This window comes from Pseudactinotalea sp. HY160, from assembly GCF_009372055.1.
Lineage (GTDB): Bacteria > Actinomycetota > Actinomycetes > Actinomycetales > Beutenbergiaceae > HY158.
In genome coordinates, this window is sequence record NZ_WHMT01000028.1 from 1 (window position 1) to 18349 (window position 18349).

Consider the following 18349-nt stretch of genomic DNA (forward strand, 5'->3'; position numbering starts at 1 on the left):
CCCGCCGCAACGGCACCTGGACCTTCACCGACCGCCACGGCCACCCCCTCACCGCGACCCCCCACAGCCACCGCGGCACCACCACCAGCCCGCCCGGAGAACCCCGCACCACCTGAGCAACCAAGGATTCAGCCACACCGATACCACCCGCGACATCAACGCCGCACGAGCATGCTCCTGGACGGCCACAGCCGACCTCACCCGGAACCTCGCGGTCCGAACACCGGCTGCTACGCGGGCGCCCCTCCGTGAGGCGCGCGCCGGCGTTCCCGGACCTTTCAGGTGAGTCGCGTCGGGACCGCGACACGGGATGGACTCGATGAATAGACTCGCCTTCGGAGGTTCGGTTGACGAAGCCCACTCTGATCCACTCGGTCGTCCGCGCTCTCAGCCTGCTCGACGCGGTCGGGACCTCGGCCGTGCCACTGACGGCGAAGCAGCTCGCTCGACGCACGACCGTGCCGCTGAGCACCACCTATCACCTGCTGTGCACACTCGTGCACGAGGGCTACCTCGCCTGCTTCCAGGGCGGCTACGTGCTCGGGAGCGAGGTCTATGCGCTCCGGAGCCCGACCGGAATCGACGCACGCCGCGCCCGGGAAGCACTCACCGACCTCCACAACGATTCCGGCGCCGCCGCCTACCTGGCGGCCCTGCGAGGTGAGGAGATCTGGATCGTCGACATCATCGACGACCCGACCACACCGCGGGTCGACCTGTGGGTAGGCCTGCACGAGGCGGCCCATGCGACAGCACTCGGGAAGGCGATCCTGCGTGCCATGGCGCCGGCACAGCGGAGCGAATACCTCGGCCGTCACCGGCTCGCCGACCTCACGCCACACACGATCACGAACCCGCGGCGGCTCCTGAACGAACTCACCGATGCCGAATTCGCCGTGGACAACCAGGAGTACGCCGTCGACACGAGCTGCCTCGCGCTCCCGGTGCCGTCGACGAGCTGGACCGCCGCCGTCGCGATCTCGCTGCCCGCGACACGGGCAGGCGACCTCGGTCGCCATGCCGTCGGGATGCGCCGGGCCGCCACCCGCATCGCCCTCGACACCGCCGCCTGACGCCGTCCCCACCGCCGGCCTGCGCGCAGCCCCGAGCCGCCACCCACCAGCCCACGGCCTCGGGCATCACCGAGGGTCATCGGGCGACCCGGCCCGGCCGCCCCACGGGTCCAGCCCAGCAGATTATGACCATGTGAAATCCGACCCCTTGCGCCCGCGCGTGATCCTCCTCACAGTGGAGGGATACACGTCTGCCGAAGGAGGCACCCATGTCGTCGCAGGTCGCTTCACCTCCCCCGCCGCCCTCGGATCCGCCTCCCGATGACGTCCGCCGGGACCTCTTCACCACGATGGTGCTCTCCCGCACCTACGAGGAGGCGATCCTGCGGGAGTATCACGCCGACAAGGGGCCGGGCTTCGATATCGGCAAGGGACTGGTGCCCGGCGAGATGCACCTGTCCGCGGGCCAGGAACCCGTCGCGGCCGGGGTCTGCGCCCACCTGAGACCCGATGACGCCCTCACCGCGACGCACCGGCCACACCATCTCGCCATCGCCAAGGGCATCGACCTCGACCGCATGACGGCGGAGATCTTCGGCCGGGAGGACGGCCTGGGACGGGGCCGCGGCGGCCACATGCACCTCTTCGATCCCGCGGTGCACTTCTCCTGCTCGGGCATCGTGGCCGAGGGGCTCCCCCCGGCGCTCGGGCAGGCGTTCGCCTTTCAGCGCCGCGGCACCGACGCCGTCGCCGTCGCCGTCATGGGAGAGGGGGCCGCGAACTCGGGCGCGTTCCACGAATCCCTCAACCTCGCCGCGTTGTGGACGCTGCCCGTCATCTTCGTGATCGAGGACAACGACTGGGGCATCTCGGTGCCCCGCAGCGCCTCCACGTCGGTGCCCTCGAACGCCGTACGGGCCGCCGGCTACGGCATCCCCGGCGAGACGATCGAGGGCAACGACGTCGACGCCGTCCACGCGGCTGCGGGTCGCGCCGTCACCCGCGCCCGCGCCGGCGAGGGGCCGAGCCTGCTCGAGATCCGCACCCTGCGCCTCTGGGGCCACTTCGAGGGCGACGCCCAGGGCTACCGACCCGACCTCGACACGGTGCCCGAGCACGATCCACTGCCCCGCTACGAACAGCGGCTGCGCGACGCCGGAATCCTCGACGACGTCTCCGTCAAGCAGGCCTACGCCGACGCAACCGACGTCGTCGAGGCGGCGATCGACTACGCCAAGTCCAGCCCGATACCCGACCCCGCCGACGTGCACAAGTACGTCTTCGCCGAGGAGGCCACACGATGACCGCCACCGACACGAGCGCGGCGCCCACCCGCCGTCTCAACACCTCCAAGGCGATGGTCGAGGCCATCGCGGCCGAGATGGAGGTGAACTCCGAGGTGTTCTACATGGGCGAGGACGTCGGCGCCTACGGCGGCATCTTCGGCTCGACGACCGGGCTGCTCGAGCGATTCGGGCCGAGCCGCATCATCGACACCCCCATCTCCGAGACGGCGTTCATCGGCCTGGGCATCGGCGCCGCCGTCGAGGGGATGCGCCCGATCGTCGAGCTCATGTTCGCCGATTTCGTGGGCGTGTGCCTCGACCAGATCTACAACCACATGGCCAAGATCCACTACTTCTCCGGCGGGAACGTCACAGTGCCGATGGTGCTCACGACGGCCGTCGGTGGCGGCTACTCCGACGGCGGCCAGCACTCCCAGACCCTGTGGGGCACGTTCGCGCACCTGCCCGGGATGAAGGTCGTGGCGCCCTCGAATCCGGCGGACGCCAAGGGCCTCATGACCGCCGCGATCCGCGACGACTCACCGGTCGTGTACATGTTCCACAAGGGCGTCATGGGGCTGCCGTGGATGGCGAAGAACCCCCGCTCCATCGGGCCCGTGCCCGACGGCGAGCACATCGTTCCGATCGGGCGGGCGGCCATCCCGCGGGAGGGGACCGACATCACCGTCGTCACGCTGTCCCTCTCGGTGCATCACGCGCTCGACGTCGCGGAGAAGCTCGCCGGCGAGGGCACGAGCGTCGAGGTGATCGACCTGCGCTCGATCGTCCCACTCGACCGGGAGGCGATCCTCGCCTCGGTCGCCAAGACGGGCCTGCTCGTGGTCGTCGACGAGGACTACCTCTCCTTCGGGCTCTCCGGGGAGGTCGCCGCCACCATCACGGACGTCGATCCCGGGCTGCTCAAGGCGCCCGTGCGGCGGGTCGCGCTCCCCGACCTGCCGATCCCGTACGCCCACGGGCTCGAGTACGCCGCGCTCCCCCGCCCGGAGCGGATCGAGGCCGCGATCCGGGAGGTGCTCGCCTGATGGAGGTCACGTTCCCGGAGCTGAGCCGGGAGAATCCGGACACCGAGGGCGTGCTCGCGACGTGGTACGTCGGCGACGGCGAGCAGGTCGCCGCCGGTCAACTCCTCGCCGACGCCCAGGTCGACAAGGTGGACGCCGAGGTCACGGCCCCGGCCGCGGGCACCGTGCACCTGCTCGTGGCCGAGGGCGAGGCCGTGGTCCAGGGCCGGCCGATCGCCCGGATCGACTAGATGAGGTCGGCGGCTCGTACGATTGCACGAGCCGCCGGTCGACAGTACGATTGGGAATGCCTCCCGTTACGACGGGTCAGGAAGAAGGCCTTAGAACCCCAGCCGGACGACTGGATCTAGGGCCTTTCGCTTTCCCCGGTGGCAAGCGAATCCGCCGTGTGCTTGTGGATGAGCAGCGTGTCCGCCAGCTCCTCCAGGTGCCTGGCTTCGCCCCGCGCATCGGCGTTTATGGCTCCAAGGACCGCATCGGGGATCCAGAGCAGTGGCTCATCGCCACCGCGCTGGTGCTGGATCCGCAACGACCGGTCCAGACCTTGCCCCTGAAGCGCAACGATGTGCGCACGATCTTGCCCGTCCTGGGTGGGGGTTCGGGTCTCGAGGATCAGGTCGTTCACGTCCATCTCGCTCATCTCGTAGTAGACGGCTTCGAGGCACTTCCGCCGATACCGCTCGATCCTTCGCGTGCGCACATCGAGGTGCCTAACGACAACGTTCATGGGGTGGAGGCTGGAGACGGCGGCAACGATCTTGCGCTTGCGCCGGTCGCTCTCATCGCTCCAATGGAGCTTGATCTGTCCAGGGAGCAGCAGCTTCTTCAGTTCGTCACGAACTGCGTCACACTCATCTGCCTGGAGGAGTGCCGCACAGACCAAGTACTCCTGACGCTCCGGAGTGCGGACCGTCGATGATTCGTCGAGGAATGCCCGGATCGCCGAACCTCGCTCCTCTGCGACCAGGGTGATCAAACTACTCATGAGGCACCCGGCCAAGTGGTTCGTCGCGGTCGACATCCGTACCATGAGGCTTCAGCAATTGCGCGCGCCCACCGCTGACCTGGGTGTAGTGACGCGCTTGACACCGGAGTAGCGCGAGATAGATCGCGGCGGGAGATGCTCCCGCCAAGCCGGGGACTCCGCTGATCATGAACGGGACAGTACCGGGAATCACCATCGCCGATTCGGTTCGTCGACGGTCGCCGCTTGTCGCCCTGTACGCGATAGTCAGATGCATCCTGAGACAGCTGGCTACGGCGCCTGCTCCGATCCCATGAGATGCCCGATCGGCGGTGAGCACCAACACCGAGCGCGCACCCTGCCCAACCTGCGCGACTCTACGGATCTCAGGCAGTCACTCTTGACCGAGCACGCGGGCACCGTGCACCTGCTCGTGGCGGAAGGCGAGGCGGTGGTCCAGGGCCGGCCGATCGCTCGGATCGACTAACGCGAGCGTCGCCGGTACAGCCGGACGGCGAGGAGGGAGGCGAGTGCGGTCAGCCCGACGAGCCAGGCGAGCGCCGTCCAGATCTCCCCGCCGACGCTCTGCTGCGCGAACAGCGCGCGGAGCGAGTCGGCGACCGCCGTCACCGGCTGATGCTGGGCGAACCACGCGACCGGGGCGGGCATCGACTCGGTCGGCACGAACGCGGAGCTGACGAAGGCGAGCAGGACGATCGGGTAGCTGAACGCGCTCGCACCGTCGACCGTCTTGGCCGAGAGCCCGGCGATCACGGCGATCCACGTGAGCGCGACCGTGACGAGCACGAGGATGCCCACGATCGCCAGCCACGCCCCGATCGAGGCGCCGGTACGAAAGCCCAGCAGCAGGGCGACTCCCGTGACGAGCACGAGCGAGGCGAGGTTGGCGGCGACCGAGGTGAGCACCGGGGCCCAGAGCACGCTCGAGCGCGAGATCGGCATCGAGCGGAACCGTTCGAGGATCCCGCCCTGCAGGTCGAGGAAGAGCCGGTAGGCCGTGTAGGCGACCCCGAACGCGATGGTCATGAGCAGCACGCCGGGCAGCAGGTACTCGACGTAGGACGCGGCGGCGCCGGTCTCGAGGGCGCCGCCGAGCACGTAGACGAACAGCAGCATGATCCCGACCGGCATGACGGCCGTGGTGATGATCGTGTCGGGGCTGCGCAGGATGTGGCGCAGCGACCGGCCGGTGAGCACGGCGGTGTCGCCGAGGGCGTGGGTCATGACGCGCCTCCCTCCGGGACGTGGTCGGGCTCGGTCGCGGCCTCGCCCGGGCCGACACTCGAGCCCTGCCCGATCAGAGCGAAGAAGATCTCCTCGAGGGAGGGTCGGCGCTCGACGTACTCGACGGTGGCGGCCGGCAGGAGCGCCCGGAGCTCGGCGAGGGAGCCCTCCCGGATGATCGTTCCCTCGTGCAGGATCGCGATGCGGTCGGCAAGCTGCTCGGCCTCGGCCAGGTCCTGGGTCGTGAGGAGCACGGTGGTGCCGCGGCCGGCGAGGGCCCGGATCGCCTCCCACACCTCGAGCCGGGCCTGGGGGTCGAGACCGGTGGTGGGCTCGTCGAGGAACACGACGGGCGGGTCCCCGATGAGGCTCATCGCGAGGTCGAGCCGGCGGCGCATCCCGCCGGAGTAGGTGGCCGCCCGCCGGTCGGCGGCGCCGGTGAGCGAGAACCGCTCGAGCAGGCCCGCGGCGATGGCCCCGGGGTTCGGCAGGTGCCGCAGCCGGGCCACGAGCATGAGGTTCTCCCGCCCGGTGAGCACGCCGTCCACCGCCGCGAACTGGCCGATGAGGCTGATGGCCTCACGCACCCGGCCCGGCTCGGCGCCCACGTCGAACCCGGCCACGCTCGCCCGCCCCGCGTCGTACCGGATGAGGGTCGACAGGATGCTCACGAGCGTCGTCTTTCCCGCGCCGTTGGGGCCGAGCAGGGCGAGGATGCCGCCCCGCTCGAGCGTGAGGTCCACGCCGCGGAGCACAGGGACGTCGCCGTAGGACTTCTCGAGGCCGCTCGCCTCGATCATCGCCGCGGTCATGGCCGCCACGCCCGCGTCGCGTCGTCGACCGCCGCCTGGAGGCGGGCCCGCTCCTTGTCGATCCAGCGGGCACCGCCGTAGGCGAGCGTGAAGGTCTCCGCGAATTCGACCGGGTCGTCCCCGACGATCGCGACGATCGGCGCGTGATCGATCGCGGCCCGCTCCCACAGGTCGGCGAAGTCCTCGAGCATCCGCACGAGGGTGTCGCCGTCGGTCACGCCGCCGAAGCGCATGAGGTAGCGCTCGAACGCCCGCACCGTGGCCCGGTACGGCTCGGGCAGGGCCGCGACGCGGTCCTTGTACACCCGGTACTGCTTCTTCTGTTCGAGGGGCCCCGTGAGCACCTCGATCCACCGTGCGGCCATGGTCACCGCTCTCCTTCGTGGAGCTGGTCGAGCCGGTCCGAGAGGAAGCTCCACGTCCTCCAGAACTCTTCGAGGTAGTCGCGCCCCCGTGCGTTGAGCGAGTAGACCTTGCGCGGCGGCCCCTTCTCGGAGGGGACCTTCTCGACGTCCACGAGACCGCGGCGTTCGACCCGCACGAGCAGTGCGTAGATCGTGCCCTCGGCGATGTCCTCGAAGCCGCGCTCGCGCAGCTCGGCCGTGATGTCGTACCCGTGCGCGGGCCGCCCGGAGAGGATCGCGAGCACGATTCCCCCGAGGATGCCCTTGAGCATCTCGGTCAGCTGTCCGTTCATCGAACCCCGCTTACTACTCAGCGTTAATGACTACTGGTAGATAGTATCGCTGAGTACCGGCCGCGACAAGCCCCCGTGCTCGACGCTGCGCCACCCGCGCCCGTCCACGGCCGCCCGCCCGATCCATCGGCCGGCCCGGCCACTCACGCCGGCCGTCCATGCCCGGCCACCCATGCCCGGCCACCCACACGGGGCCGTCCACGCCCGGCCACCCACGCCCGGCCACCCACACGGGGCCGTCCACGCCGGCCACCCACGCGGGGCGAGCCCGCCACGGCGGCCGAGCTGCGTCGTCCCCACGCATTGAGGGCGGGCACCCCACCACGGGGTACCCGCCCTCAGGCGCTTTCGGTGAGCGTCAGGCCTTCGTGCCCGCGCTCCGCAGCTGCCGGCACGCCTCGACGATCCGGGCGGCCATGCCGGCCTCGGCCAGCTTGCCCCAGGCGCGCGGGTCGTAGGCCTTCTTGTTGCCGACCTCGCCGTCGATCTTGAGCACGCCGTCGTAGTTCTTGAACATGTGCGTCACCACGGGGCGGGTGAACGCGTACTGGGTGTCGGTGTCGACGTTCATCTTGATCACACCGTTGTCGACCGCCTCGGCGATCTCCTCGGCCGAGGAGCCGGAGCCGCCGTGGAACACGAGGTCGAACGGGTTCTCCTTGCCGAGCTCGGCACCGACGGCGGCCTGGATCTCGCCCAGGAGCGCGGGGCGCAGCTTGACGGCGCCCGGCTTGTACACGCCGTGGACGTTCCCGAAGGTCAGGGCCGTGAGGTAACGGCCCTTCTCGCCCGAGCCGAGCGCACGCACGGTGGCCAGGCCGTCCTCGACGGTCGTGTAGAGCTTCTCGTTGATCTCGGCCTCGTGGCCGTCCTCCTCGCCACCGACGACGCCGACCTCGATCTCGAGGAGCGTGCGGGCGGCCTGGCTCAGCTCGAGCAGCTCCGCCGCGATCACGAGGTTCTCCTCGAGCGGGATGTTCGAGCCGTCGAACATGTGCGACTGGAAGGTCGGGTTCTTGCCGGCCTTGACCTCTTCGACCTCGAGCTCGAGGAGCGGGCGCACCCAGGAGTCCAGGTTCTGCTTGGTGCAGTGGTCGGTGTGCAGCGCCACCGTGATCGGGTAGTTCTTCGCCACCTCGGCGGCGTAGGCCGCGAGCGCGCGCGTGCCGGCGACGCGGTTCTTGATCGTGGAGCCGGAGGCGTACTCGCCGCCGCCGACCGACACCTGCAGGATGCCGTCGGACTCGGCCTCGGCGAAGCCCTGGAGGGCCGCGGTGATGGTCTGCGAGGAGGTGATGTTGATGGCCGGGTAGGCGAACTTGCCTGCCTTCGCCCGGTCCAGCATGTCGGCGTACTGCTCGGGGGTTGCGATACCCATGGGGCCCTCTCAGTCGTGGGATGGGGGAATGCGAAGATTCGCCCCATTCTCCCATGAGCGCGCGCGTGGGCACCAACCGCTCGTATCCGCGTATGGACGACGCCCGCTCGCCCTGATCAGGAGTCCTCGCCGTGTTGGAGCATCCACGCCCACATGGCGATCCCGGCGGCCGCGCCGGCGTTGATCGAGCGGGTGGAGCCGTGCTGGGTGATGTGGAGCAGTTCGGCCGAGGCCTCGACGATCTCCCGGCTCAGCCCGGCCCCCTCCTCGCCGAAGACGAGCACGGCCTGCCGCGGCAGCGCCCGGTGCTCGAGCGGGACCGATCCGGGCAGGATGTCGATGCCGAGCACCACCCGGTCCGCGTCGCGCGCCCAGGCGAGGAAGTGCTCGACGTCGGGGTGGTGGAACACGTGCAGGTACCGGTCGGTGACCATCGCGCCGCGGCGGTTCCAGCGGCGGCGGCCGATGATGTGCACGGCGGCCACGTTGAACGCGTTCGCGGTGCGTACGACCGACCCGATATTGAAGTCCCGGCCCCAGTTCTCGATGGCGACGTGCAGCGGGGACCGGCGCGTGTCGAGGTCCGCGACGATCGCGGCCATGGTCCAGTACCGGTAGCGGTCCGCGACGTTGCGGCGGTCGCCGTGGGCGAGCAGGTCCCGGTCGTAGTGGGGATCCTCCGGCCACTCCGGCGGGCCGCCGGGCCACGGACCGACGCCGACCTCACGCTCGGGTTCAGCGGCAGACCCCGGCTCAGCGGTCGGATCGGGCTCGACGGCCTGCTCGGGCTCGACGGTCGGGTGTGAGGATGACACGGCTCCAGTATGGCGACGTGCCTGCCGGCGCCCGCCCCCGTGAGGCTGGGTGGTCTCGATCGGCACCTCTAAGCTGGGGTCATGACGATCACAGCGTGGCTCACGGACATGGACGGCGTGCTCGTGCACGAATCGGTCGCCCTGCCGGGCGCTCCGGAATTCATCGCCCGGCTGCGCGAGCGGGAGGTCCCCTTCCAGATCCTCACGAACAACTCGATCTTCACGCCGCGCGACCTGGCGGCCCGGCTGCGGTCCTCGGGCATCGACGTCGACGAGTCCTCGCTGTGGACCTCGGCCCTTGCTACGGCCCGATTCCTCGCCGACCAGGCCGCCGGCGGCTCCGCCTACGTCATCGGTGAGGCCGGCCTGACCACCGCCCTGTACGAGCAGGGGTACATCCTCACCGATCACGACCCGGACTTCGTGGTACTCGGGGAGACCCGCACCTACTCCTTCGAGGCGATCACCACGGCCATCCGGCTCATCGCCCGCGGGGCGCGCTTCATCGCCACGAACCCGGACGTCACCGGCCCCTCGCGGGAGGGGCCGCTGCCGGCGACCGGCTCGGTGGCGGCGATGATCACGGCGGCGACCGGGCGCCGTCCCTACTTCGTGGGCAAGCCGAACCCGGTGATGATCCGCACCGCGATGAACCGCATCTCCGCCCATTCCGAGCACACGGCCATGATCGGCGACCGGATGGACACCGACATCGTGGCCGGGATGGAGGCCGGGCTGCGCACCTACCTCGTGCTCACCGGTTCCACGAACGCCGAGGACGTCGGCCGCTTCCCGTACCGACCGAGCGAGATCCACCCGGGGATCGCGGACTTCATCGACCACATCTGACCCGGCTCGTCCGGTTCGTCCGGGCGTCGGGGCCGCCGCCCACGGCCGGCACGTGACACATCACTCACCCCCGTTCTCGGTTGCCATCGGGCCGGGATACGGGGTGGCCACCTAGAATGGCGAAGAGCAGTCGCCGCCCGCGTTCCCTCGCGTGGCCCTGTTCTCGCGCCCAGTCGCCCACGCCGCTCGCGTGGGCCCGCGCCCCGTGAATGCCGAGGAGTTCGCCCGTGCCCATCGCCATCCTGGCTCTTGCCCTGGGATCCTTCGGGATCGGCACCACCGAGTTCGTGATCATGGGCATGTTGCCCCAGGTGGGCGGAGATCTCGGCGTGGACGTAGCGACCGCCGGGCAGTACGTGTCCAGCTATGCGATCGGTGTGGTCGTCGGGGCGCCGCTGTTGACTGCCGCCACGGTGCGCCTTCCGCGCCGCTGGACGCTCGTCGGACTGCTCGGACTCTTCGTAGTGGGCAATCTGCTTTCCGCGCTCGCGCCCGGGCACCTGGCGTTGCTGGCCACCCGCTTCCTCACCGGTCTGCCGCACGGCGCGTTCTTCGGGGTGGCCGTGTTGGTGGCGGCCTCGCTCGTCGGCCCGCACCGGCGGGGCCGGGCGATGGCGACGGTGCTGCTCGGGCTGAGCGTCGCGAACGTCGTCGGCGTGCCGGCCGGCACCTACATCGCCCAGCAGTTCGGGTGGCGGTGGACCTTCGGGGCGATCGCGTTGATCGGTCTGGCGGCGATGACGGCAGTGGCGGCGTTCGCGCCGCGCCAGGACTCCGCCGCCGCCGCCTCAACGGGGTCGATCCGTGCCGAGCTCGGCGCGTTTGCCAGGCCGCAGGTGCTGCTGACGCTGGCCGTCGTCGTCTTCGGCCTCGGGGGCCTGTTCGCCAGCTACAGCTACGTGGCCCCGATGCTCACCGCCGTCACCGGCCTGGCCGATTCCGCCGTGCCCTGGGTGCTCGTGCTCGTGGGGATCGGGATGACCGCCGGATCCCTCGTCGGGGGACGGCTGGCCGACCTCTCCACCCTGGGCACGCTGGCGGCCGGGCTGGCGCTCGTCGTGGCCGTGCTGCTCGGACTCGCGGTGTTCCTCGCCAGCACGCCCGCCGCGATCGCGCTGCTGTTCCTGCTGGGCTTCGCGAGCCTCGGGATGGGGCCGGCGATCCAAATGCGTGTCATCGACCACGCCGGCGGGGCCCCGACCATCGTCTCGGCCGGCGTGCAGTCGGCGTTCAACATGGCCAATACGATCGGCGCCTGGCTGGGCGGAGCCGTGATCGCCGCCGGAGCCGGACTGCGCGCCCCGAACGTCGTCGGCGCCGCGCTCGCGCTGACCGGGCTGCTGTTCCTCGCCGGCTCCGCAGTGCTCGAGATCCGCGAGCGCCGGACGACGGCCGCCCGGGTGGCGGCGGGCGGGCAGCAGCCGGTGCCGGTGGGATAGCGGCGAGCGGGCTGCGCGAGATCGGCGCCATACCCGCGACTGCTCGCCCGTGGCTACCCACCCGGGGCTGCCCACCCGGGGCTGCCCACCCGGAATCCGCTTGGCCGGCCCTCGCTCGCCGACGGCGACGAGACCGGTGCGAGGAGCACGAGCAGCCCCAGCGGCCGGGGCCGAGTTGTGGTCGGCTACTGCGGTTCGAGGCCCAGGTCGTCGGCGGAGAGCAGCCACACGTACGGCAGTCCGGCGTCGGCGAAGACCTCGCGGGCGCCGGTGTCGCGGTCGACGATCGTGGCCACGCCGATCACCTCGGCGCCGGCGCGACGGGCCGCCTCGACGGCGAGCATGATCGAGCCGCCCGTGGTCGAGGTGTCCTCGAGGATGACGACGCACCGCCCGGCGACGTCCGGGCCCTCGACCTGGCGTCGCATCCCGTGCCCCTTGGACTCCTTGCGCACGAGGAACGCATCGAGGGCGAGGCCGCGGCTCGCGGCGGCGTGCTGCACGGCGGCCACGACCGGATCGGCGCCCATCGTCGGCCCACCGACCGCCTCCGCCTCACCCACTCCGAGCCCGGCCTCCTCGAGCTTGTCGAGCAGCAGGTGCCCGATGAGCGGGGCGGCCTCGTGGTGCAGGGTCACGCGGCGCAGGTCGACGTAGTAGTCCGCCTCCCGCCCGCTCGAGAGCGTGACCCGGCCGCGCACCACGGCCAGTTCGTTCACGAGGTCGGCCAGCCGGCTCAGCGTGTCAGTGTTCACCCCGGCAGGGTATCGAATCCTCGGCGTCCCGACGGATTCGGGGAACATTCCCGGCGCGGTGCACCAGAGAGCTTCCCCAGCCCCCGCTCTCACCGGCTGCGGGGAACATTCCCGGGGCGGTGCACCAGAGAGCTTCCCCAGCCCCACGCCCACACCGGCCGCGGGGAACATTCCCAGGGCAGCACACCAAGTAGTATCCCCGGCCCCACGCCACACCGCCCGCGGGGAGCATTCCCGGGGCAGCACACCAGAGAGCTTCCCCAGCCCCACACTCTCACCGGCTGCGGGGAACATTCCCGGGGCGGTGCACCGGAGAGTCTCCCCAGCGCCCCGCCTGCTGCGGAGGGCGCTGCCTCGGTGATCGGGAGGCGAGCTGCGCCGTCCATAGGTAGGTTGGCGGGCATGAGGATCGCGACCTGGAACGTCAACTCCATCCGCGCCCGGGCCGAGCGGGTCGCCGCGTGGCTCGAGGCGAGCGACGTCGACGTGCTGGCGATCCAGGAGACCAAGTGCTCGGTCGAGCAGTTCCCGGCGCTCCCGTTCGAGGCGCTCGGCTACGAGGTGGTCGCGGCCGGCTACCACCAGTGGAACGGGGTGGCGATCTGCTCCCGGGTGGGTATGGACGACGTCGCCGCGGGCTTCGCGGGCCAGCCCGCCTTCGGGGCGCCCGAGCCCCGGCTCGAGGCCCGCGCGCTCGGCGCGACGTGCGGCGGGGTACGGGTGTGGAGCATGTACGTGCCGAACGGGCGGTCACTGTCGGATCCGCATTACGACTACAAGCTGGCCTGGCTGCGGGCACTCGCGAGCGAGGCCGGCGGCTGGACCGGCGAGCCGACCCTCCTGCTCGGGGACTGGAACGTGGCGCCGCGCGACGAGGACGTGTGGGACGTGGAGGTCTTCGCCGGGGCGACCCACGTGTCCGAGCCGGAGCGGGAGGCCCTCGCCGGGCTCGAGCGGGCGGGGTTCAGCGAGATCACCCGCGCCCACACCGCCGGGCAGTACACGTACTGGGATTATCAGCGCCTCGCGTTCCCGAAGAACAACGGCATGCGGATCGACCTGGCCTTCGCCAACCCGCCCGCGGCCGCCCGGGTGACGTCCGCGTGGATCGACCGCGACGAGCGCAAGGGCAAGGGCGCCTCGGACCACGTGCCGGTCGTGGTCGAACTCGACTGACGCCCGGGCCGGATCGTCCGCGAAATCCCACACCGGGGCGGCGCTTGCCGGTACGGTTTGCCCACTGACGCCTCGGGCCCTGGCCGGCGGTGTCCGCCACGCAAGCAAGGGAACACGAATGAGTCAGCGACAGCAGTTCAAGGGGCGCAGCGCGTTCATCTTCGCGGCGATCGGCTCCGCGGTGGGACTGGGAAACATCTGGCGCTTCCCGTACGTCGCCTACGAGGGCGGCGGCGGCGCATTCATCATCCCGTACCTTACGGCGCTCCTGACCGCGGGCATCCCACTGCTCTTCCTGCTCTACGCGATCGGCCACAAGTACCGCGGGTCGGCGCCGCTGAGCTTTCGGCGGATGAGCCGGGGCACCGAGGTGATCGGGTGGTGGCAGGTCGGGATCTCGTTCGTCATCGCCGTGTACTACGCGGTGGTCATCGCGTGGGCGATCCGTTACGTCGGCTTCTCGGCGAACCAGGCGTGGGGCGACGACACGGTGTCGTTCTTCGTCGACGACTTCCTCCAGCAGAGCGGCGACTTCGGGATGGGCGGCGGCTGGGTCGTGGCCGTCGGGGTGCCGCTCATCATCGTGTGGGTCTTCACCCTCGTGGTCCTGCGTGCGGGGATCCAGAACGGGATCGCCCGGCTCTCCCAGGTGTTCATCCCGCTGCTCGTGGCGATCTTCATCCTCCTCGTGATCCAGGCGCTGCGGCAGCCGGGGGCGGCGGAGGGTCTCAACGCCCTGTTCACGCCGAATTGGGCGGCGCTCAAGGACAGCAGCGTGTGGGTCGCGGCCTACGGCCAGATCTTCTTCTCCCTCTCGATCGCGTTCGGCATCATGATCACCTACGCCGCCCACCTCAAGCGCAATACGAACCTCACGGGTTCGGGCCTGGTCGTCGCCTTCGCGAACTCCGGCTTCGAGCTGCTCGCCGGGATCGGCGTGTTCTCGGCGCTCGGGTTCATGGCGCAGGCGCAGGGCGTGCAGGTCGCCGAGGTGGTCGAGAGCGGGATCGGGCTCGCGTTCTTCGCATTCCCGCAGATCGTCTCCACGATGCCGGGCGGGGCGGTGTTCGGCGTGCTGTTCTTCGTCTCGCTCGTGCTCGCCGGGATCACCTCGCTCGTGAGCATCGTCGAGGTCGTGATCGACGCGTTCGAGGACAAGTTCAACCTCAACCGCACGGCGTCCGTCGCGCTCATCGGTGGGCTCATGGCGGTCGTGTCGATCCTGCTGTTCCCCACGGCCACGGGCCTCAACCTGCTCGACGTGACCGATCACTTCGCGAACTCGTTCGGGATCGTCGGGGCCGGGCTCACGATCGTGATCCTGCTCAGCTGGGGGCTCCGCCGGCTGCGGGTCATGAGCGCCCACCTGAACGAGGTCTCATCCTTCAAGGTCGGTACGACCTGGATGGTGCTCCTCACCGTGATCACGCCGCTCATCCTCGGGTTCATGTTCATCAGCGAACTCGTGGACACCATCCAGAACGGCTACGGCGAGCCCGCGATGCCGAGCTGGTACGTCAACACCTTCGGCTGGGGCATGAGCATCGGGCTCATCGTCATCGCGTTCATCCTCGCCGCCCTCCCGTGGCGACGGGGTGTGGTCGAGGCCGAAGCCTACGAACTGAGCCAGAAGGGAGCGAACCGATGAACACCTCCGCCCTCGTCATGATGATCATCGCGCTGCTGCTCGTCTGGGGCGGCCTTGTCGCCGCCCTCGTGCACCTGCGCGCCAATCCCGACCACTCCGGGGACGACGACGGGCCCGGCGACGGTCCGCCGTCCGCCTGAGTGAGCGCGCCCGGGCGGACGGGGCGCGCTCACACCTGCTGGGCCGTGGCGGGCTCGTCGACAGGGTCGATGAGGACCCGCCCACGCATGGCGATCCAGTGGAACAGCCCACCGAGCACGGCCCCGAAGAGCCAGGCGAAGCCGGTCAGCTCCTCGAGCGCGGGAAGCCAGACCGTGGTCATGGAGAAGATCGCGGCGATCCCGCCGGCCACGAGCGCGCGCACGTTCCAGCCGTTGCGGAAGTGGTAGATGCCGCGCGGGGAGGTGGTGAACGCCTGCCGGATGTGGAGGCGCTGCTTGCGCAGGATGTAGTAGTCGCACACGAGGATGCCGTAGAGCGGGGCGAGGATCGCGCCGAGGGTGTCGACGAACTTCGGCAGGCCCATGTCACCGATCGCGGCCACCCACAGGGCCCCGATCACGAAGCCGGCGGCGGCCGTGATGAGCCCGCCGCCCCGGAAGGTGATCTTCGACGGCATGAGGTTGGCCAGGTCGTAGGCCGGCGGGATGAAGTTCGCCACGAGGTTGATCCCCACGGTCGCGAGGAAGAACGTGATCGCCGCGACGATCGTCAGGGCGGTGTTGTCCGCCAGGCCCACGATCTCGGCGGGGTTCGTCGCCGGCTCGCCGGTTCCGTCCTGATACACGATGTAGGCCCCCGCGGTGATGAACAGGGCGAGGAACGTGAAGAACGTGAGCGATATGGGAAGGCCGTAGAAGTTGCCGCGGCGCATAGCCTTGACCGAGTGGGTCTGCCGGGAGAAGTCCCCGAAGTTGACCACGACGGCCGCGAAGTAGGCGATCATCGTACCCACCACGCCGAAGAAGGCGAGCACCGCGGAGACGCCGCCCTTGTCACCCTGGAAGAGCGTGCCCACGCCCTGGATCAGCTCATCGCCCGCCTGCACCCAGATCGCGACGAGCAGCAGGATCATGACGACGTACACGGCCGGCCCCGCGAAATTGAGGAATTTGGCCATGCCCTCGAGCCCGCGGATGAACAGCAGCACCTGGAAGCCGGCGACGACGACGTAGGCGACCCAGTCGACCAGGTTCATGCCGAGGAACTCGCCGGTCGGGCCGTTCGGAACGACCGCGTTGATCGCCAACGCCACGGCGGTGGAGGCGAAATACGTCTGGGCACCGAACCAGAACATCGCGACGATCCCGCGGATGAGCGCGGGCACGCGCGCTCCGAGCACCCCCATGCTCGTGCGGGCCATGACGGCGTACGGGATGCCGTATCGCACGCTCGGGCGCCCCGAGAGGTTGACGAGGAACATGACGACCACGCCCGCGAGGATGATGGCCGCGAACACGTACCAGCCGCTGATCCCGGCGGTGATGAACAGGCTCGCCGCCAGGGTGTAGCCCGCGAGCGACTGCACGTCGTTCGTCCACACGTTGAAGATCGCGAACGCACCCCATTTGCGCTCGGTATCGGGGACGGGGGCGAGGTCGGCGTTGTGGAGCCTGTCATCACTGTCGTGAATGACGCTCTCGTCGGCGCTGATGAGCTCGTCTCCACGACGAACACTGTGGGTCGGTCGGTTGGTCGTCATGGCCGTCCTTGGCATCACGGTGGGGGTCGAGCAAACGTGGGCGTCGCCGCCGTCACTGCGCCGGATCGGCGCCGGCTGCGCCGACACTGGCGCAGTGACCGAAGCCTACACGTCCACGCCGATCGGGGACGGCGTTCGGTCGGCCTTTCGCCCCGGCTCACCCCGGCTCGCCCCGGCTCGCGTCGGCTCGCGTCGGCTCGCGTCGGCTCAGGGGGAGGGTGGGCGTCCCCCGGCCGTTAGGCTGCTGCCATGAGTGCCTCCACCGACGACCCCGGGGCCGACTCCCGGCCATGGGTCTCGCCCGGAGGCGGGCCGATCGAACCGGTCGAGCCGGTGGAGCCGGCGCGCACCGCCGGCACGCCGGACGCGCCACGCACACCGGGCCCAGCGGGACCAGCGGGGCCCGCGGAATCAGCGGACCCGCCGGCCGGCCGGCCGGGACGCTCGGACGCCTGGGGAACCGGTGTCCCGGCCCCGGAAGCGCGCGGGAACCCGTATGGCGGTCGGGGGAACCCGTATGCCGGTCCTCCTGCCCGGCCGCACCCCGGTCCGTATCCGGCGCACCCCGCTCCGTATCCGGATGGGCCCAACGCCTGGGCGACTTCCGGGCCGGGAGACCTGGCACGATCCGGATATCCCGTCCAGGCTGCGCAACCGGGGAATCCGGGGCAATCCGTCCACCCGATCCAGCCCGGCGCCCTCCCACCGAACGGTGCCTTCGGGCACGGTGACGGCCCGACGATGGGCGCCCCGGCCGGGGCTCCGAGCGCCGCGCCGCCCCCTGTCGGCCCCGGCGACCCCGTCGGTTTCGGCGGCCCTGGCGGCTCTGGCGGCCCGGTCGGCTATGGCGGCCCGGTCGGCTATGGCGGCTATGGCAGCCCTGTCGGCTCTGACGGCTATGACGGCTTCGTGCTGCCGGTCGTGCCACCCACCCGAATCGAACCGCTCGCGGTCGCATCGGTCGCGACGTTCCCGCTCGGACCGATCGGTCTGGGGCTCGGGATCGCGGCGCTGCGCCGGGTTCGCCGCAATCACAGGCGCAGCCCCGCGCTCGCCGGGACGGGGATCGTGCTCGGCCTCCTCACGACCGCCGCCGCCGTGCTCGTCGCGATCACCCTGACGCTCAACGGAACATGGGACCGGATGACGGAGCGGCCGGTGGCCGGCGACGTCACCGGTGAGCGCGTCGTGGCCTCGGCGCATGTGGCGGCCGGAAACTGCCTGCGCACCCTGCCGGTCGGGGACGTCGTGGGCGAGGTGACGCAGGTGCCGTGCGCGCAGGCGCACGAGGCCCAGGCGGTGAGCGTCGTCGAACTCTCCGGCACCGATCCGGCCCCGGCGACGCTGCTGCGCCAGGCCCAGGCCGCCTGCGCGGGCGCCCTCGCACCCGTCGCCGGCGACCCCGCGGTCGAGCCCTGGTACTTCGTTCCCACAGACCGCGGCTGGGAACAGGGCGAGCGGGCTGCGATCTGCCTCGTGCGGAGCACCGGCCCCGCGCTCACGACCGATTACATCAATTGACGA

At 70.4% G+C, this 18349-nt stretch carries 19 protein-coding genes; 10 read left to right on the top strand and 9 right to left on the bottom strand.

Annotated features, from left to right (window positions below; all coding sequences use genetic code 11):
- Positions 1–347 precede the first annotated feature (347 nt).
- From GCG21_RS15390 to GCG21_RS15405, 4 genes are all read left to right on the top strand, one after another.
- Complete coding sequence (locus tag GCG21_RS15390) at positions 348–1073, top strand: IclR family transcriptional regulator (RefSeq protein ID WP_152910558.1); 726 nt, start codon at positions 348–350, stop codon at positions 1071–1073.
- Positions 1074–1282: 209 nt separating this feature from the next.
- Complete coding sequence (locus tag GCG21_RS15395; RefSeq protein WP_152910559.1) at positions 1283–2317, top strand: thiamine pyrophosphate-dependent dehydrogenase E1 component subunit alpha; 1035 nt, start codon at positions 1283–1285, stop codon at positions 2315–2317.
- A complete protein-coding gene (locus GCG21_RS15400) occupies positions 2314–3345 on the top strand; it encodes an alpha-ketoacid dehydrogenase subunit beta (RefSeq protein WP_152910560.1) in 1032 nt (343 codons plus the stop codon). Before GCG21_RS15395 ends, GCG21_RS15400 begins: the two co-directional genes overlap by 4 nt.
- Positions 3345–3575 carry a lipoyl domain-containing protein gene (locus GCG21_RS15405; RefSeq protein ID WP_227993986.1) on the top strand — a complete coding sequence of 77 codons (231 nt, stop codon included), beginning with the start codon at positions 3345–3347 and terminating at the stop codon, positions 3573–3575. The genes GCG21_RS15400 and GCG21_RS15405 overlap by 1 nt, the downstream gene beginning before the upstream one ends.
- Before the next feature lie 116 nt (positions 3576–3691).
- Here GCG21_RS15405 and GCG21_RS15410 read toward each other — a convergent pair whose 3' ends face one another.
- From GCG21_RS15410 to GCG21_RS15440, 7 genes are all read right to left on the bottom strand, one after another.
- Positions 3692–4321 carry a hypothetical protein gene (locus GCG21_RS15410; RefSeq protein WP_227993987.1) on the bottom strand — a complete coding sequence of 210 codons (630 nt, stop codon included), beginning with the start codon at positions 4319–4321 and terminating at the stop codon, positions 3692–3694.
- A gap of 471 nt (positions 4322–4792) precedes the next feature.
- Entirely contained in the window at positions 4793–5554 is a 762-nt protein-coding gene (locus GCG21_RS15415; RefSeq protein ID WP_152910561.1) for an ABC transporter permease, read from the bottom strand.
- Entirely contained in the window at positions 5551–6366 is an 816-nt protein-coding gene (locus tag GCG21_RS15420) for an ABC transporter ATP-binding protein (RefSeq protein ID WP_152910562.1), read from the bottom strand. The genes GCG21_RS15415 and GCG21_RS15420 overlap by 4 nt, the downstream gene beginning before the upstream one ends.
- Positions 6363–6731, bottom strand: coding sequence for a DUF1048 domain-containing protein (locus GCG21_RS15425; RefSeq protein WP_152910581.1), 369 nt, complete (start codon positions 6729–6731; stop codon positions 6363–6365). The genes GCG21_RS15420 and GCG21_RS15425 overlap by 4 nt, the downstream gene beginning before the upstream one ends.
- Positions 6732–6733: 2 nt before the next feature.
- Positions 6734–7063: a PadR family transcriptional regulator gene (locus tag GCG21_RS15430; protein WP_152910563.1), complete on the bottom strand. Its 330-nt coding sequence runs from the start codon at positions 7061–7063 to the stop codon at positions 6734–6736.
- Positions 7064–7421: 358 nt separating this feature from the next.
- A complete protein-coding gene (fbaA, locus tag GCG21_RS15435; protein ID WP_152910564.1) occupies positions 7422–8441 on the bottom strand; it encodes a class II fructose-bisphosphate aldolase in 1020 nt (339 codons plus the stop codon).
- A 116-nt stretch (positions 8442–8557) separates the two neighbouring features.
- Positions 8558–9256 carry a TrmH family RNA methyltransferase gene (locus GCG21_RS15440; RefSeq protein ID WP_370517566.1) on the bottom strand — a complete coding sequence of 233 codons (699 nt, stop codon included), beginning with the start codon at positions 9254–9256 and terminating at the stop codon, positions 8558–8560.
- An 81-nt stretch (positions 9257–9337) separates the two neighbouring features.
- On the opposite strand from GCG21_RS15440, the gene GCG21_RS15445 reads away from it, so the two are divergent.
- Both GCG21_RS15445 and GCG21_RS15450 read left to right on the top strand, forming a co-directional pair.
- Positions 9338–10105 carry an HAD-IIA family hydrolase gene (locus tag GCG21_RS15445; protein ID WP_152910565.1) on the top strand — a complete coding sequence of 256 codons (768 nt, stop codon included), beginning with the start codon at positions 9338–9340 and terminating at the stop codon, positions 10103–10105.
- Between the two features lie 227 nt (positions 10106–10332).
- Positions 10333–11544, top strand: a complete 1212-nt coding sequence (locus GCG21_RS15450; protein WP_194165136.1) for an MFS transporter — start codon at positions 10333–10335, stop codon at positions 11542–11544.
- Between the two features lie 185 nt (positions 11545–11729).
- Here GCG21_RS15450 and pyrE read toward each other — a convergent pair whose 3' ends face one another.
- Complete coding sequence (gene pyrE, locus GCG21_RS15455; RefSeq protein ID WP_228759997.1) at positions 11730–12299, bottom strand: orotate phosphoribosyltransferase; 570 nt, start codon at positions 12297–12299, stop codon at positions 11730–11732.
- A 402-nt stretch (positions 12300–12701) separates the two neighbouring features.
- Here pyrE and GCG21_RS15460 point away from each other — a divergent pair, with 402 nt between their 5' ends.
- The 3 genes from GCG21_RS15460 (at position 12702) to GCG21_RS15470 (ending at position 15263) form a co-directional block, all read left to right on the top strand.
- Positions 12702–13475, top strand: coding sequence for an exodeoxyribonuclease III (locus tag GCG21_RS15460; protein ID WP_152910568.1), 774 nt, complete (start codon positions 12702–12704; stop codon positions 13473–13475).
- A gap of 118 nt (positions 13476–13593) precedes the next feature.
- Complete coding sequence (locus GCG21_RS15465; protein ID WP_152910569.1) at positions 13594–15123, top strand: sodium-dependent transporter; 1530 nt, start codon at positions 13594–13596, stop codon at positions 15121–15123.
- On the top strand, positions 15120–15263 hold the full coding sequence (locus GCG21_RS15470; RefSeq protein WP_152910570.1) for a methionine/alanine import family NSS transporter small subunit: 144 nt from the start codon (positions 15120–15122) through the stop codon (positions 15261–15263). The genes GCG21_RS15465 and GCG21_RS15470 overlap by 4 nt, the downstream gene beginning before the upstream one ends.
- 29 nt (positions 15264–15292) lie before the next feature.
- On the opposite strand, the gene GCG21_RS15475 is transcribed toward GCG21_RS15470, so the two are convergent.
- The gene (locus GCG21_RS15475) at positions 15293–16825 is read right to left on the bottom strand and encodes an NCS1 family nucleobase:cation symporter-1 (protein WP_152910571.1); all 1533 of its coding nucleotides are present in this window, start codon (positions 16823–16825) and stop codon (positions 15293–15295) included.
- A 741-nt stretch (positions 16826–17566) separates the two neighbouring features.
- On the opposite strand from GCG21_RS15475, the gene GCG21_RS15480 reads away from it, so the two are divergent.
- On the top strand, positions 17567–18346 hold the full coding sequence (locus GCG21_RS15480; RefSeq protein ID WP_152910572.1) for a hypothetical protein: 780 nt from the start codon (positions 17567–17569) through the stop codon (positions 18344–18346).
- The last annotated feature ends 3 nt before the right edge of the window (positions 18347–18349 follow it).

Coding starts and splice junctions, on each gene's coding strand:
- GCG21_RS15395 (WP_152910559.1), top strand. CDS start 1,283: ATGTCGTCGCAGGTCGCTTCACCTCCCCCGCCGCCCTCGGATCCGCCT.
- GCG21_RS15400 (WP_152910560.1), top strand. CDS start 2,314: ATGACCGCCACCGACACGAGCGCGGCGCCCACCCGCCGTCTCAACACC.
- GCG21_RS15405 (WP_227993986.1), top strand. CDS start 3,345: ATGGAGGTCACGTTCCCGGAGCTGAGCCGGGAGAATCCGGACACCGAG.
- GCG21_RS15415 (WP_152910561.1), bottom strand. CDS start 5,554: ATGACCCACGCCCTCGGCGACACCGCCGTGCTCACCGGCCGGTCGCTG.
- GCG21_RS15420 (WP_152910562.1), bottom strand. CDS start 6,366: ATGACCGCGGCGATGATCGAGGCGAGCGGCCTCGAGAAGTCCTACGGC.
- GCG21_RS15425 (WP_152910581.1), bottom strand. CDS start 6,731: ATGGCCGCACGGTGGATCGAGGTGCTCACGGGGCCCCTCGAACAGAAG.
- GCG21_RS15430 (WP_152910563.1), bottom strand. CDS start 7,063: ATGAACGGACAGCTGACCGAGATGCTCAAGGGCATCCTCGGGGGAATC.
- fbaA (WP_152910564.1), bottom strand. CDS start 8,441: ATGGGTATCGCAACCCCCGAGCAGTACGCCGACATGCTGGACCGGGCG.
- GCG21_RS15445 (WP_152910565.1), top strand. CDS start 9,338: ATGACGATCACAGCGTGGCTCACGGACATGGACGGCGTGCTCGTGCAC.
- GCG21_RS15460 (WP_152910568.1), top strand. CDS start 12,702: ATGAGGATCGCGACCTGGAACGTCAACTCCATCCGCGCCCGGGCCGAG.
- GCG21_RS15465 (WP_152910569.1), top strand. CDS start 13,594: ATGAGTCAGCGACAGCAGTTCAAGGGGCGCAGCGCGTTCATCTTCGCG.
- GCG21_RS15470 (WP_152910570.1), top strand. CDS start 15,120: ATGAACACCTCCGCCCTCGTCATGATGATCATCGCGCTGCTGCTCGTC.
- GCG21_RS15475 (WP_152910571.1), bottom strand. CDS start 16,825: ATGACGACCAACCGACCGACCCACAGTGTTCGTCGTGGAGACGAGCTC.
- GCG21_RS15480 (WP_152910572.1), top strand. CDS start 17,567: ATGGGCGCCCCGGCCGGGGCTCCGAGCGCCGCGCCGCCCCCTGTCGGC.